This is a genomic window from Lysinibacillus cavernae (assembly GCF_009724685.1).
Classification (GTDB): domain Bacteria; phylum Bacillota; class Bacilli; order Bacillales_A; family Planococcaceae; genus Lysinibacillus; species Lysinibacillus cavernae.
The window spans coordinates 51,156-67,501 of sequence record NZ_WMEF01000012.1 but is presented as its reverse complement, the minus strand read 5'-3'; the positions used below and the strand labels follow the sequence as shown (position 1 = coordinate 67,501).

Below are 16,346 nucleotides of genomic sequence, written 5' to 3'. Positions count from 1 at the left end.
TAATTTATGACTATCAGGATGTCATTGTAAATGTTGAGTAATTGGTACAATTGTCTATCGCACAACAACCTAGCAGGCATACATTACTCTGAAAGGAGTGTGTCTAATGGCTAGACCAATTGAACTCAGTAATGTAACAAAGGCTTATTTAGAGGAATATCAACGAATCCTCAAAAAAATGATGCAGGGCATGACCTATGTAACCATTACTTGTAGTATTTCAGAGAACTTTATTAAGCAAATCATACCTCATCAAGTAGCAGCAATCCAAATGTCAGAAAATGTATTGCGCTTCACAACAAATATTCCCGTACAAAATCTCGCATTAGAAATCATTCAAACACATACAGAGATGCTTGAAAGTCTTGAAGCGATACAAAATAGATGTTGTGTCGTGCAAAACTCAGAGTATGAATTATACGAGTATATGTGTGCTTACAAAGAAATTACAGAAGCCATGTTCAATGCAATGTGTGCCCCACCAGTATCAAATAGCATTAATATCAATTACCTACGGGAAATGATTGTCCATCATCAAGGCGGAATACGACTTGCGCAAAATGTGCTTAGATTCTGTATTTGCCAAGAATTAATCCCGATTCTAAAGTGCATGATTCAAACGCTTTGTGAACAACTAGAAGTCATGGAAAAGTTACTGGATGACTTACAAAATTGCGATTGCGAGTGCTAGCACAACCTATAAGTTTATATAAATAAAACGCTAAAGTCAGACATGATTTTAGCGTTTTTTCTGCTTTAAAATAGTGTTTAACTAAGAAAGTGAGAAATTGTCAATAAGGTGGACAAAAAAATAAGAAAGTGTAAAGAATTTTTTGAGAATCTATTTTTGTTTTTCTATTGTTGGTAAAATATATATGTTTTATTAGTTGAAGGTAATGAAGAAAGCTTTATAAATCATTTATAAATATTGGTAATTTAAATTTATTCTATAACATTTGGGAGTGGGACTATGTTCAAAAGAAAGAAGATTAATCAAAACTATGATTATTTCTCAGCAGCAAAAAATTCAGACATTGAGGCCAATGAACGCTTTAAAGAGAAGCTAGATTTTCTTGCTTTATCCAGAATTAGACGAGAATCTGTTGGATTCTTACGGAAAATTTATGAAAATAATCGACATGATATACTCGATAATTTTTATGATCGTTTACTGGAAATTCCGGAGTTTAACCATGTCATTAACACGCATTCAACGGTAGAACGTTTGAAGGGATTATTCGATACACACTTTATTAGTTTGTTTGACGATGAATTAGATTTAGACTATGTATTTAAACGACGTAAAATCGCCTATATACATGCCCGAATTGGCGTCCTGCCTAACTGGATGATTTCTGCCTATACATTGATTAACCAGTTAATCATTCCACTAATTGTAAAAGAACTATCGCGTGATCAAGAAAAAATGCTGGATGTCTTATTATCTTATGACAGCTTGGTAACAATCGATCAACAAATTATTTTAGAGACCTATATTGAAATTCAAGCAGGCTCTGTAGTGAATGGTTTAGGTGAAATCATTACTTATAATACACAGTTAGATACTATTAAGGAACTGATTGAATTTCAAGATATTCAGCAACAGGAAATTGTAGCAGCAGATCAATTAATGCATGAGTTAGATGAAAGTATTGAAGAGATTGCCACTTCTGTTGGCGATATTTCAGAGCAAACAAAGCATGCCTTTAAAAAATTAAATCAAGATTTAGATTCGTTACAACAAGTATCCTCCATTTTACAAACGACTGATGAGGGCCATAAATCCATGCAGGAGGATATTAAGCGTTTAGTTGAACGTGTAAATAGTGTAGCGAAGTTGATGGAATTGATTAAGCGAATCGCAGATCAAACCAATTTGTTGGCTTTAAATGCATCGATTGAGGCTGCTCGTGCTGGAGAAGCGGGTAAAGGCTTTGCTGTTGTTGCAGAGGAAGTCCGAAAACTTGCTGATGATACAAGTACATCAGTCAAATCTATACATACAGATATACAGGAGCTACTTCATATTACGCATAATATTAGTTCATTAACTTCTCAATTTTCTCAAGATTTACATCAAGGTGTTACAGATACCTTACATATATCACAGACTCTTGCAGAGATAAATAAAAATTTACAGCAGCAAGGGGCTCGCTTCGAGGAGATAGCGACAACGACAAAGGTACAAGCACAATCTGCTACCACTATTTCTGAGCGTAACCATACCATCACAGAGAGTATGCAAAAAAGTAAGGTAATCGTTTTCGATATGGGCTCTGCTATCTACAAGTTAAGTAAAATGATTGACGGATACCGTTCAACGACGATTTCTAAAAACTTTATTATTAGCCAAGAGGATATTATTGAATTAGCCATAACAGACCATTTATTATGGCGCTGGAAGATTTATAATTTACTGTTAGGTTTTGAAACGATGACAGAGCAGGATGTAGGTTCGCCACAGGAGTCGCGCCTTGGTGAATGGTATTATGGTACAGGGAAAAAATTGCTAGGCGAAGAACGTGTCTATGTAGAATTAGAACAACCATTTATTCATGTTCATGATATAGCGAAAAAAGCAGTCCGTGAATACAATGCAGGTAATAAAACAGAGGCTGAAAAATACCTGAAGGAAATTACAGAAGAATCGCATGTTGTGATTGAAAAACTAAAAGTGTTAAAGGAAATTTTATTGGATGGCAAAAAACAATATATTCACTAAAAAGATTTGGAGCAAGTTAGTGTAGACTAACTTGCTCTTTTTATGGGTTATTACTACGTTGATTTATCAACAGTCGGAGCACACATAAATGTTACAGTCCGCTCTTTACTATCGTAAAGGCACCATTCACGGTGATCGACAACGGAACCTACGTTAACCCCATATTGTTTGTCTTGTAATACAATTGGTTGCCCATGGCGAATACGCATCGGTAGCTTTTTTTGTTGATGATAGAGACCCGATTCATGGCTATGGCCAAAGAATAATAGCGGTTTTTGAAAGGGGGGGAATGTTGGCTGCCAACTTACACTCCACTTAAATTGATGTCCATGTATAAGCGTCGCACCAATAATTTCCATTGTCTCAGGATATGTCTTAAAACGTTCGATGCCAGTCACCTGAGTAATACGCTCTTCTTGATTGCCCCGTATAGAGGGGAAGGTTAGTAGTTTTTCAAATTCACTTTCTACTATGGCAGCCTTATGCAAAGGTAAGCCAGACATTGTTTGTGCCTTTTTCTTACTAACGGTGCATTCATATAAATCACCTAACCCAATGATTTTCGCTTCCATTGCTGTTTGTTGAATATGAGCTAGAACAGCTTTAGTGTCTTCTATATTAGAATGTAAATCTCCCAAAAGTGCATAAAGCATGTTAATCCGGCCTTTCCAAAAAAATAATCGTACAAGTATCATACACCCAATAGAAATTGCTAGAAAAGTAAAATGTCTAAGAATATTTCGTTATTTCTTTTTCATATTTTGGATGTGTAGAAAAATTGCCAAGAAATTCATTGCTTGTTAAAATATAATCATAATTTTCTGAATTTTTAGTAGTTTAATAGTTTGCTTTTGATGATGACTCTACACAGCATTAAAAAAATTGGAGGGCTTATAATGACGATGTACATGACGGATATTCTTGAAAACTATGCTGTACAGCAACCAAATGAGATTGCATCTTTGTATGATGGGAAAAAGCTAAGTTATCGTGATTTTTATCAACGTGTAAAAAGATTTGCTGCTTATTTACAAGAGCAAGATTATGAAAAAGACGATGTAATTGCATTATATACGCTCAATTCAGATTTATTTTTAATTGCTTATTTAGGTGTTCAATTAGCTGGTTTCGTTGTGATGCCTATTAACACAAAATTAGCAGCTCCAGAGGTTGATTTTATTTTTAATCATTCACAAGCAAAGGGACTTATTTACGATGAAAGACTAGCTGCTTTATTAGAGGACGTTTCTTATTCATTCCAATACGTTGTCGGACTTCAAGAAATGAAAGACATTGTCGAAAACGATCATTACAAAAGAACTGTTGTGCAATTGGAGGCTCATGATACAGCAGTTGTTATGTATACTTCTGGTACAACAGGTAAACCAAAAGGCGTCATGCTAACACATCAAAATATTGTGGCTACCGCAGATATTTGGTCATCTTCTATGAACATGTCTAGAAAAGACAAGATGTTTATTTGTACACCTTTATTTCATTGTGCAGGCCTTCATGTTTTTGCTATGCCAATGATTTATCAAGGAGGAACAATTGTCATTGAGGAAGCATTCTCACCAACCAAAACGCTAGCACAAATCGCAGCAACTGATGCAACCATCTTCTTTGGGGTCCCATCTATGTATACCATCATTTTAAATACGCCAGGATTCAAGGAACAAAGCTTGAACCATTTACGTTTATTATGTTACGGAGCTGCCCCAATGCCCTATGAGCTTGTCAAGCAAGTGAAAGAGGCATTTCCAAATGTAAAAGTTCAAAATCTATATGGTCAAACAGAAAATTCACCTGCAGCTACATCTTTATTAGATACGGATGCATTGACGAAAATTGGCTCAGTAGGGAAACCATTAGCACAGACAGAGGTCTGTGTAGTTGATAGTGAAGGAATGTCAGTGCCAGCTGGCGAAGTAGGCGAGATTTGTGTAAAAGGACCACAGGTAATGAAGGGCTATTTGCGCTATCCAGAGGAAACTGCTAGAACGATTAAAGATGGCTGGCTCTATTCAGGCGATTTAGGTCGATTCGATGAAGAAGGTTATTTATATATTGTAGATCGGAAAAAAGATATGATCATCCGTGGTGGTGAAAATATATACCCGATTGAGGTGGAAGAAGTTCTATATCAAATGCCTGAGATTTTAGAAGCAGCAGTGGTTGGATTGCCACATGAAGTATATGGCGAGGTGCCAAAAGCATTTGTTGTGTTAAAGGAGGGTAAGTCCCTCGATGAAAACACGATATTATCCTATTGTCAGACACGACTTGCCAAATATAAAGTACCATATGAAATTGAATTTTTAGCAGAACTACCGCGCAATGCCTCTGGTAAGGTGTTGAAACATACATTACGACCAAAAGTAACAACGATTTGAGTCAAATCATTTATCCCCGCTGAAAAAAGCATAACCAGCATGCATCTCTCTCATTGAGGGGAGAGATGAATGCTGAATCAAGATACGATAGGAACGCCTATGAAAGTATCGTATAATAGAGTCTACGACAAATTGAAATAATAGAATGGAGAAGGGTTTACTCTTCGAATTAGAATAGGAGCGGAATTTGTCTTGTGGACGGGGTATAAACGCCTTTTACTTATAGGTATTTTGATCATTATGTTACTTTCTAGCTGTCAGCCATTTTTACAGCAAGATGCAAAACAAAAAAATCAATTAACAGTTTTAACAGTAGAATTTAATAGTGGAGCACCCATTCCTAGTCTCTATCTCACGGTCACCGATGTACAAACAGGAGATGTAGTAGAAGAAGCGATTGGTTCCGAAGAGGGAGAAGCCATATTTTCTAAGCTCAAATCAGGACGAGAATATGCAATTGCGGCAACAACACTTGAAAATAGTACGGCAAACGATGGGTATACAACAATCGAGAATTTTACATATGATATAACAAAGCCATACTATCGATTACAAACACATTTTTCTAGAGACGAGCAGGAATTAGATGTACCAGTTGTTATGCAAAAGCCTGAGCTTCCACATGGCTGTGAAATAACATCACTCACAGCTGTCTTAAATTATTTTGGAATGAATGTGTCAAAGCTTGAAATGGCTGATAACTATTTACCAAAGCAAAATATACGTACTGTAGGCAATCAACGTTTTGGGCCAAACCCAAATGAAGCTTTTGCGGGTAATCCTCGTGATAAAGCTCATGGTATGTACGTTTTTGCTGCACCAATCGTCAAAGCAGCAGAGGCAGTCATTGCAGATAAACAGGCTGATTTACGCGTGTCAAATATGAGTAAAGCCTCACAGGAGGACATTTTACAGCTTGTTCGTGAGGGAGTTCCTGTCGTAACATGGGTGACGCTGGATTTATCGAAACCTAAACGAAATGAAGATAGAGGCTGGATTTATGAAGGTGAGTCAACTTCACATAATGCCTATATGAACTTACATGCAGTTGTCTTGACAGGGCATTTAGGCGATAAAGTAGTGGTAATGGATCCGTTAAAGGGCTATGTTACATACAATGTGGATCAATTTTTCAAAAGTTATCGGGAATTAGGACAACAAGCCGTAGCTGTTCATAAATAGATTAGCTACAAATCCTTTTATTAGGAAGTATGTTACACTAATAAAAAAAGCAAAAGTGAGTTGAGTAGAATGGCCATTGAGCACGCTTTTTTACCGGTTTTGCTAGGGGATGAAATGAATGCTTATGGCATGGCCAGAGCATTTTACGAAGCCTATGGTGTGAAGCCGCTTGCACTAAATCATACGAATATGGAAAAAATTCAACAAAGTGATTTATTGACTTTCCGTGAGGTGCCTAGACTTCATATTGAAGAACGATTTGTTACGGCACTTAAGGCAATTGCACAGGAATACGTCGACAAAAAATTACTGCTATTAGCCTGTGATGAATATTATGTCAAAAAAATCGTAGAGCACAAAGTGGAATTAGCAGAGGATTTCATTGTTCCTTATGTAGATGCCACGCTTGCTCATCAGCTATTAACTCGTGAAAAGATGTATGAGCTGTGTGCACAATATGGTTTTCAATATCCTGCAATGCATGTATGCACGGTTAATGATTATGAGGACTACGACATGCCATTTGATTATCCAATTGTGATTAAGCCAATGAATATGACAAAATATGCTACATGTATTTTTCCTGGTAAGAAAAAAGTATATATTGCATATGATAAGGATGAAAAGGACAGCATATTCCATGCTATTTATAAGGAATCGGCTTATCGAGATGATCTTATGATCCAGCAATATATTCCTGGTGAAGATGCAAATATGCTTGTTGTCAATGCCTATGTAGGACAAGATGGGAAGGCAAAACTTCTTGCTGTAGGGAATCCCATTTTAGAAGAACACTCTCCAGAAGGTATTGGTCGTTATGTAGCTATTATGACAACCTATAATCAAGAGTTAATGGACAATGTGAAGTTATTTCTTGAAGCTATACTATTCCAAGGCTTTGCCACATTGGATATGAAATATGATGATCGTGATGGTCAATACAAATTGTTAAGTATTGAATTACATAATGAACTTTCCAATTATTATGTGACTGCTAGTGGCTATAATTTAATGCAGTATGTTGCGGACGATTATGTTCGAGAAAGTAAACAGCCACTAACATACGTGCAAAACAAGCATCTTTGGACAATTGTCCCAAATGGTGTTCTTTTCAAATATGTACAAAATGAACAACTGGTCATTGAAGCGAAAAGTTTGATTCGTCAAGGTATGGCTACGGATTCTATTTTTAATTATAAGGATATGAATGCAAAACGTTGGTTAAATGTAACACTTGATAATTTAAGCTTCTATCGCAAGTATAAGAAATATTTTAATAACAAAGGTCTGTCTAACACATGAAAAAACAAACTTTAGGTATAATTGGTGGCGTTGGTCCACTTGCAACAATGTTCATTGGTGAAATGATCGTAAGACGTACGAAGGCACAAAAAGACCAGGAGCATTTACACACCATCATTGATAATGATACAAATATTCCTGATCGAACAGCCTTTATTTTAGATAATACGAAGGACAATCCTGTTCCAGTGATTATTGAGGATGCTAAAAAATTAGCTTCTGTAGGAGCAGATATGATTGCCATTCCATGTAATACAGCACATACTTTTTATAATGAGATTGAGGAAGGCTCCCCCATACCTGTCTTGCATATGATTCGTGAAACAGCGAAGCGTGCTGCTGATTTAGGGGCAGAGCGTGTTGGTGTTTTAGCAACAACAGGAACCTTAACATCACGCATGTACCAAGAAGCCTTAGAGGCATACGGAATTACACCAGTTGTTCCAGATAATGAGATGAGAGCATATGTGATGACAATCATTTATGATTATGTCAAGGCTGGTAAGGATGTCACTCAGGAGGACTGGCTACCAATAGAAGAAGCAATGTTAGCATTAAATTGTGATCGAATTGTACTTGGCTGTACAGAGCTCTCTATTGTCAATCGAGATTTGAAATTAAGTGAAATTTATATCGATTCATTAATCGTTTTAGCTGAATGTGCGATTTTGGCTTGCGGTTATGAGCTAATCGATTAGTCATTGAATGAATTGAAAAGAATCTGCTTGCTTTTCACGGGTAAGCTACAAGTCTTTAAAGAGTTGTGGACAGGCTTACTTTTTCCGTGTTAGAGTTGAGCAGATTTTTTATCTTGTTTCAGCAAATGTTTTTTTACAGAGAGCGAAAGATCTTGTATAGAAGACGCTTATCTCTCTAGGGAGAGATGAATGGTTGTTTTACTTTTTTCACCGAATGGTCAAACGCCTTAGTGGATGTCACAGATTTTTTGAAACGATTAGACAAGGATTACGTACATATAAAGTAGGAACCTACGGAGTGTGTTAAACTAGTGTCAAGCAGATAGAAGGTGGGAAATAACATGTCAGTCATTAATTTATTAAAAGAAGAAATACAACAAAAATGGAATTTTGAAACACCAATGAAAATTCAAGAGGAAATGATACCAGCTATGCTCGAAGGTAAAGACGTTGTAGCTGAATCACCAACAGGGTCAGGTAAAACATTAGCGTATGTTTTACCACTATTGAATAAAGTGAATGGGGCGAAAAAGCAAACACAAGGACTGATTGTAGCTCCTTCACAAGAGCTTGCAATGCAAATTGTAGAAGTCATCCGTGAATGGACAGCGGGCACAGATATTACAGTTCAGCAGCTAATTGGTGGTGCCAATTCTGCTCGCCAAATTGAAAAATTAAAGAAAAAACCAACCATTGTTGTTGGAACACCTGGACGATTAAATGAATTAGCACGAGCAGGAAAATTAAAATTAAAAGAAATTGAAACGGTTATTTTAGATGAGTGTGATCAATTACTAAGTCGCGAATATCGTGTTGTCGTTAAATCCTTTATTGAGGGTTCTGCCTATGGACGACAAGTAGTTGTTGTTTCGGCAACTATCACAGAAGAAATTGAATTAGTAGCAAGCCGCATGATGTTTGAGCCAGTACGTTTTAAAATTAAACCTGAGGATATGTTAAAGGTCGGCAAAGTGGTACATTCTTTCTTGAAGGTTGAAGAACGGGATAAAACGGATTTCCTACGTCGACTATCACATACAGAGGGATTAAGAGCTTTGGCTTTCGTTAATAATATCGATCAATTATTAATGAAGGAAACAAAACTACAATATCGCTCAGCACCGATTGTCACACTTCATTCTGACATGAAAAAAGAAGAACGTAAAAAGGCGTTAGATGCATTCCGTAAAGGGGACGCACGTATTTTAATTGCGACAGATATTGCTGCTCGTGGTTTAGATATTGCCGGTTTAACACATGTTATTCATGTTGATGTACCACGAACAATTGAGCAGTATTTACATCGTTCAGGTCGTACAGGTCGTGCAGGAGCAGATGGAGAAGTATTAACGTTATTATCGTATCATGATGAAAAAACATATAAAAAATGGACAAGAGAAATTCCAGGCAAGCCTGTGCAAAAAGTATGGCATGATGGCAAGCTGATTGAAGGTAATTCTAAAACAATTGGACAAAAGCGAGGGAATTAATATGATGTTTGAAGAAAAATTACAGGCATATGCAGAACTTGCGGTAAAAGTGGGTGTCAATATCCAACCAGGTCAGTACTTGTTAGTGAATACATCAGTAGAAGCTTTAGATTTTGCGCGTTTAGTTGTAAAAGAGGCATATAAAGCCGGCGCAGGGCGTGTTCATGTTAATTTTTCAGATGATGAAATGGATCGTGCGTATTTTGAATATGCTTCCGATGAGGAATTTACTCGCTTCCCTGAATGGGTCGTGAAAATGCGTGATGAGGTCATTGAACGTAAAGGTGCTCTATTATGGATTGATGCAGCAGATCCTGATAAATTGACAGGGATAGCTGCAGACAGATTAGCCACACATCAAAAAGTATCTGGGGTTGCATTGAAAAATTATCGTAATGCAGTCATGAAGGATTTAATTGCTTGGTCTATTGTTGCAGTACCTTCACCAAAATGGGCGGCTAAGGTATTCCCAAATTTAACAAAAGAAGAGCAAGTACCTGCATTATGGGAAGCGATCTTTAAAACGGTTCATATTGGGGAAGGCAATGCAGTTGAAAATTGGAGTGAACATGTAGTCAATTTAGAATCTCGTGCACAACTTCTAAATAATAAAAAATATGCAAAACTTCACTATACAGCACCAGGTACAGATTTTACAATCGCCTTAGCACCACAGCATAAATGGCTTACGGGTGGTAGTAAAACGCCAGAGGGTAATGTCTTTATAGCCAATATGCCGACAGAGGAAGTTTATACGCTTCCGATGAAACAAGGTGTAAACGGCTATGTAAGTAATACGAAGCCTTTAGTGTATCAAGGAAATATCATTGATGGTTTTAAATTAACATTTGAAGAGGGCAAAATTATCAAGGCAGAAGCTGAAGTAGGTCATGATTTATTGCAGGAGCTTATTCAAGTGGATGAGGGCTCAAGCTATTTAGGTGAAGTAGCACTTGTTCCGCATGAATCACCAATTTCGGCGTCAGAGATACTATATTTTAATACGCTATTCGATGAAAATGCTTCAAACCATTTAGCTATTGGTGAAGCATATCCCACATGCTTAGAAGGTGGTAGAGACTTAGAGAACGGTCAACTTGAAGCATTAGGCGCTAATATTTCTGTGACGCATGAAGATTTCATGATTGGTAGCGGTGAAATGGATATAGATGGTATTTTACCAGATGGTACTGTAGAGCCAATTTTCCGTAAGGGTAGCTGGGCTTTTTAATCTTTAGTCAAGAAGAAATGGAGGAGAGCAGATGAAGCGATTATGGAGCTTGGTGTGTATTATGATAGTATCAATGACTTGTTGGGCTTCATCTGCTTTTGCTCAAACAGAAAACTATGTAGCTATTGGCGATTCCTTAGCTGCTGGTCAAACTCCTTATCAAGAAATTGATATGGGGTATAGTGACTTAATTGCCATGAAATTAAGCTCGATTGGTCAATTGAGCTTTTATACAAAAGAACTTGCTTTTCCAGGCTTTACAACGGCAGATGTGTTAGAACGAATACAATCTGAGGAAGCACGCGACTTATTAGCAAACGCAACACTTATTACTGTTTCGGCAGGTGCCAATGATTTATTACGTCTTGTCCAGATGAACCCGACTGCTGGTACATTAGCCTTTTCACAGCTTCAAACAGATTACGCTTTAAATATGGCGAGAAAAAATATGGGAACAATTTTAGATGAATTGGTCGAGCGTGCACCAAAGGCTAAAATTTATATCATGGGCTATTATTTTGCCTATCCAACTGTTCATCCGTCACAAAAAGAAGGAACCAATGCACAGCTAGTCAAGTTAAATACGATTTTACAGCAACAGGCGGAACTTGCAGGAGCGGTTTATGTAGATGTCTATGATGTCTTTGGATTGAATGCAACAAACTACTTACCAAATAATGCTGATGTCCATCCGAATTTTGAGGGCTATCGTCAAATGGCTAATGCATTTTTACAAGCTTATAGTGGTAGTGATGTGTTAACTATCTTTTCATCGGAATTGCCCAAACCGAATCCTCGCTCGTTTGAGGAAATCTTAAAGGAACAATCGACGGTGAAGTCAAAGAAAAAAGAAGTATCACAGCAACAAACTGCTCATACGGCATATATTATTCAGGGTTTCCCTGGGTATATAGCTTTTATGGAGAACATCTAAATAATCGTTATAACAAGGCATCTTACTTATAGGATGCTTTTTTATATGAAAGCCAGTATTGGATAGAACTGCTAAACGCAAGGATAACACTAGAGAGGCAATAGTCATGCTAAAATATAAAGAAGACTAGGAGGTACAACAATGAAAATATTTCATACAGCAGATTGGCATTTAGGAAAGCTTGTACAAGGTGTCTATATGACAGAAGATCAACATTATATTCTACAGCAATTCATACAAGCAATTGATGAGGAAAAACCAGATGTAATTGTCATAGCAGGTGATCTATACGACCGTTCGATGCCTCCTATTGAGGCAGTCAATTTACTAAATGATGTCTTAGCGAAAATAGTATTAGAAAAGAAGATTCCTGTTTTAGCAGTTGCGGGAAATCATGATAGTGCAGGTCGATTAAATTTTGGTAGTCGTTTAATGAGGGATAGTGGTTTATATATTAAGGGCCAATTTACGAAAGATTATGCACCTATTATTTTAAATGATCCATATGGGGAAGTGTATTTTCATCTTATTCCATATGTGGAGCCTGCTTCTATTCGTAGTATCTTTGAAGAGGAAACAATTCGTTCTCATCAAGACGCCATGCAGAAAATTATAGAGCATATAACTCAGGGTATGGACTCAAGCAAACGTCATGTTTTTGTAGGACATGCATTTGTGACGAAATATGGCGAGGAGGAAGCCAATACAAGTGATTCAGAGCGACCGCTTTCCATAGGGGGGTCAGATTGTGTGAATGCAGCTTTATTTAAACCTTTTCACTATACAGCCCTTGGGCATTTACATAAGGCACATTATGTCTTAAATGAAACCATTCGATATGCAGGCTCTCCGTTAAAATATTCATTATCTGAGCATTTACATGAAAAAGGCTTTTTGATCGTTAATATAGATGAACATGGTCATAGTACAGTAACAAAAAGAAAGTTAGTGCCAAGAAGGGATTTACGAGTAGTAGAAGGTCAATTAGAGGATCTATTAACACTCGCACCAAGTGATGATTATGTATTTGTCAGATTGACGGATACAACATCCGTATCTTCGCCGATGGAACGCATTCGCACCGTTTTTCCACACGCTATGCATGTGGAACGAAAAGTACTACGACAAGAGATGCCACGTGAACTGCAAGTAGTAGAAACTGAAAAATTAGAGGATATTGATTTATTCCGCTCTTTCTTTACAAATATTATCGGCATTCAGCCAGATGAAGATACCGAACGTCTTTTTACTGAAATGTTACAGGAATTATTAGATGAGGAGCGAGAGACAGTAAAATGAAGCCATTAAAGTTAACGATAACTGCATTTGGTCCATATAAAGACACTGAAGTGATTGATTTTCAAGAACTAGGGGAACACCGTTTGTTCGCCATTTCAGGTAAAACAGGTGCTGGGAAAACAACAATTTTCGATGCAATTTGTTATGCGCTCTATGGATCTGGCAGTGGTGAGGATCGTCAGGATACGGCTTTACTGCGAAGCGGCTTTGCTTATGATGATGTCTATACAGCTGTAGAACTCATTTTTGAAATGCACGGAAGAGTCTATCAAATAGTACGTCAGCCAGGACACATCAAGGAAAAAAATAAAACGATCACTGGTAAGAAAATCGAGTTAGCAGAAGTAAAAGAGGGCAAGCTTGATTATAGTATTGTTGAAAAGCAGCAAACGCTTGAAGTCGATAAAAAATTGCAGGAAATTATAGGTCTCACAAAAGATCAATTTAGCCAAATTGTGATGTTACCACAAGGTGAGTTTCGCAAACTATTAACTTCTGATTCTACAAATAAAGAAGTTATTTTACGGAAAATCTTTAAAACAGACCGCTTCGGTGTTATGACTAAAATGCTGGATGCCAAACGAAAAGAGGCAGAAAATGATCTTGAACGTGCAAAGCAATTAAAAGAACATCTACTTGGTCAAATTGTTGGTGCTTTACCACAACGGCCATCCCCTTTATTCACTCTGATTGCTAACAATACGGAGAATTTGCACCAATTGAAGCAGGCACTTGATGAAGAGTTTACCTACTATACGAAATGTATAGAGGAGGAACAGCTACAATACAAAGAAGCTTATAGTCATCACCAAAAAGAGCAGGAAAGTTATCGATTAGCTAAAACGCTTAATGAGCAATTCGATGAGCAAGAAAATCGTCAGCAACGGCTACAAATACTGTTAAATGAGCAGGATATTTACCGTGCGAAGGAGCAGGAGATTGCTTTAGCGGAACAGGCAGAGCGACTTGTGCTGCTGGAACAACAATGCATTGATGTACGGGCTGAACTAAATTTAAAAGAACAAGCTTTTCAACAGGCGAAGGGTAAACAGCAACAAACAGAAGAACTCCTACAACGAGCACAAGAAAAATATGTGGTAGAAGAGACAAAGGAACCTGAACGTCAACAGATAGTGCAGCAGGAATTGCAGTTACAAGCGCTATTGCCAAAATTCGAAGCATATGAGAACAACGTCCAGCAGCTACAAATTGCCAATCAATATGTTGAAACTGCGAAGCGAGCAGTGGCTGATAACCTTTTACTATTGGAGAAAGAGCAAGGGCAGTTACAGCAATTTACACAAACAATGGAACACTATGAGACGCAAGTCGAGCCCTATGAGAGCTACTTAGAGCAGTTACCAAAACTACGAGAACAGGTAACTTTAGTAAAGCAAGTTGAAAAATATACAAGTGACGTAGAATTAGCTAAGCAGGATGTAGGTACTTCAAACGCTCACTATCAAGAAAGTAAAAAAGCTCTTCAACTATTAGAGCAACGCTGGCTTACAAATCAGGCTAGCATTTTAGCAGAACAGCTAAAGGAAGGGGAGCCTTGTCCTGTTTGTGGAAGTATGACGCACCAAAAAACACATACAGAGCAACTAGAAGTTGTTGATCTTGCGCAGGTGGAAACGTTGAGAGTAAAGGCTTCTTCAGACGAGCGTATATATCTAGAGAAAGCAGCGCTTTTAACAACCAAGCAACAGCTTCTTCAAGATGCACGTATGCAACTAGAAGCTCAGCATATTAATCAAGAAGAACAAGCACTTTTAGTCGCTTCGTTGCACAAGGTTGAGCAAGAAATCGCTAACTTAAAAGTGATCAATCATCAATTAGCAGATGTGAGATTAAAACTAAAAAGTCAGCGTGATAGAATTGAACAGCTGCGGAACAAACATATAAAATTAGAGCACTATTTGGCTGAACAGATGAAAGAATGGGCTAGATTTCAAGCAGTTGTAGAAGAACAGCAGAAACAGATGCCAGCCAATTTGCCAACTATACAGCAATTAAGGCAAGAACTAACTAATGTAAGTAAACAGAAAATGGTTCTGCAAAAAATATGGCAAGAGAGTCAAGAAAATTTACATGCTGCAAAGGAAGTTACAAGCAATGCAAAACTGACTGCGGAAATTGCAAAACAATCTTTTGAAGAATTACAACTCAAAATGAATGAAAAGCGTAAGCAATTTTCAGCCAGCATGCAAGAGATAGGCTTTGACAGCTACGAGGAATACGCTGCTGCCAAACGGAGTGCGATACAATTAGAGGCACTTCGAAAAGTATGCAGTGATTATGCTTTACAAGTACACACCTTGCAAATCCAAATTACTGAAGGGGCTATGTATCTGAAAGGAAAGGAAAAGCAAGATTTAGTGTCTATGGAAGAGAAAGTAGAACAACTTCGTATCTCATATGAGGAAGCATTTAAACGTTTGCAACAAATGAAAGGTTTTGCGCAATCATGCCAAAGCTTTATTGATAAGGTGGAAGAAATAGCGAGAGAGCTCCTTTTACTTGAAAAAGAAGCAGGGAGAGTAAAGGAGCTCTACGGATTATTGAATGGGCAGAATTCGAAAAAGCTGTCCTTTGAGCGTTATATTCAGATTAATTACTTAGACCAAATTACTGAAGCTGCAAATATTCGTCTTTATCATTTATCAAACGGTCAATTTGAGCTTAGACGCTCAGATAGGCTGGAAAAGCATGCGAAACAAAGTGGACTTGGTCTTGATGTTTATGATGCCTACACGGACCAATTGCGAGATGTTAAAACACTATCAGGTGGCGAAAAGTTTAATGCCTCATTAAGTCTTGCTTTAGGAATGGCAGATGTCATTCAAAGCTACCAAGGTAATATTCATATAGAAACCATGTTTATTGATGAGGGCTTTGGTACGCTCGACGAGGAATCATTGAATAAAGCAATTGATACATTAATTGATTTGCAGGATTCAGGTCGAATGATCGGCGTTATCTCTCATGTGCCTGAATTAAAGTCTGCGATGCCAGCTGTTTTACATGTTGAAAAAACGTTGAACGGACATAGTCAAACACACTTTGACGTGAAATAAAAGGAAGGCGTATTTCCG

General features: G+C 37.5%; 12 protein-coding genes. 11 read left to right on the top strand and 1 reads right to left on the bottom strand.

What is annotated here, in order from left to right:
• Positions 1-106: 106 nt before the first annotated feature.
• The gene (locus tag GJU32_RS19150) at positions 107-691 is read left to right on the top strand and encodes a DUF305 domain-containing protein (RefSeq protein WP_155593523.1); all 585 of its coding nucleotides are present in this window, start codon (positions 107-109) and stop codon (positions 689-691) included.
• Between the two features lie 279 nt (positions 692-970).
• Entirely contained in the window at positions 971-2,722 is a 1,752-nt protein-coding gene (locus tag GJU32_RS19145; protein ID WP_155593522.1) for a methyl-accepting chemotaxis protein, read from the top strand.
• A gap of 53 nt (positions 2,723-2,775) precedes the next feature.
• Here GJU32_RS19145 and GJU32_RS19140 read toward each other — a convergent pair whose 3' ends face one another.
• Positions 2,776-3,375, bottom strand: coding sequence for a metallophosphoesterase family protein (locus tag GJU32_RS19140; RefSeq protein ID WP_155593521.1), 600 nt, complete (start codon positions 3,373-3,375; stop codon positions 2,776-2,778).
• Positions 3,376-3,618: 243 nt separating this feature from the next.
• On the opposite strand from GJU32_RS19140, the gene GJU32_RS19135 reads away from it, so the two are divergent.
• From GJU32_RS19135 to GJU32_RS19095, 9 genes are all read left to right on the top strand, one after another.
• Positions 3,619-5,115, top strand: coding sequence for a class I adenylate-forming enzyme family protein (locus GJU32_RS19135; RefSeq protein ID WP_155593520.1), 1,497 nt, complete (start codon positions 3,619-3,621; stop codon positions 5,113-5,115).
• Between the two features lie 192 nt (positions 5,116-5,307).
• A complete protein-coding gene (locus tag GJU32_RS19130) occupies positions 5,308-6,297 on the top strand; it encodes a C39 family peptidase (RefSeq protein ID WP_230875096.1) in 990 nt (329 codons plus the stop codon).
• 69 nt (positions 6,298-6,366) lie between these two features.
• Positions 6,367-7,599 carry a carboxylate--amine ligase gene (locus tag GJU32_RS19125; RefSeq protein WP_155593519.1) on the top strand — a complete coding sequence of 411 codons (1,233 nt, stop codon included), beginning with the start codon at positions 6,367-6,369 and terminating at the stop codon, positions 7,597-7,599.
• On the top strand, positions 7,596-8,297 hold the full coding sequence (gene cuyB, locus GJU32_RS19120) for a cysteate racemase (RefSeq protein WP_155593518.1): 702 nt from the start codon (positions 7,596-7,598) through the stop codon (positions 8,295-8,297). The genes GJU32_RS19125 and cuyB overlap by 4 nt, the downstream gene beginning before the upstream one ends.
• Positions 8,298-8,638: 341 nt before the next feature.
• Positions 8,639-9,787, top strand: coding sequence for a DEAD/DEAH box helicase (locus tag GJU32_RS19115; protein WP_155593517.1), 1,149 nt, complete (start codon positions 8,639-8,641; stop codon positions 9,785-9,787).
• 1 nt (position 9,788) lies between these two features.
• Complete coding sequence (locus GJU32_RS19110; protein WP_155593516.1) at positions 9,789-11,018, top strand: aminopeptidase; 1,230 nt, start codon at positions 9,789-9,791, stop codon at positions 11,016-11,018.
• Positions 11,019-11,049: 31 nt separating this feature from the next.
• Positions 11,050-11,952, top strand: coding sequence for an SGNH/GDSL hydrolase family protein (locus GJU32_RS19105; protein ID WP_155593515.1), 903 nt, complete (start codon positions 11,050-11,052; stop codon positions 11,950-11,952).
• Between the two features lie 141 nt (positions 11,953-12,093).
• Entirely contained in the window at positions 12,094-13,251 is a 1,158-nt protein-coding gene (locus tag GJU32_RS19100; protein WP_155593514.1) for an exonuclease SbcCD subunit D, read from the top strand.
• Complete coding sequence (locus GJU32_RS19095) at positions 13,248-16,328, top strand: SbcC/MukB-like Walker B domain-containing protein (RefSeq protein ID WP_155593513.1); 3,081 nt, start codon at positions 13,248-13,250, stop codon at positions 16,326-16,328. Before GJU32_RS19100 ends, GJU32_RS19095 begins: the two co-directional genes overlap by 4 nt.
• The last annotated feature ends 18 nt before the right edge of the window (positions 16,329-16,346 follow it).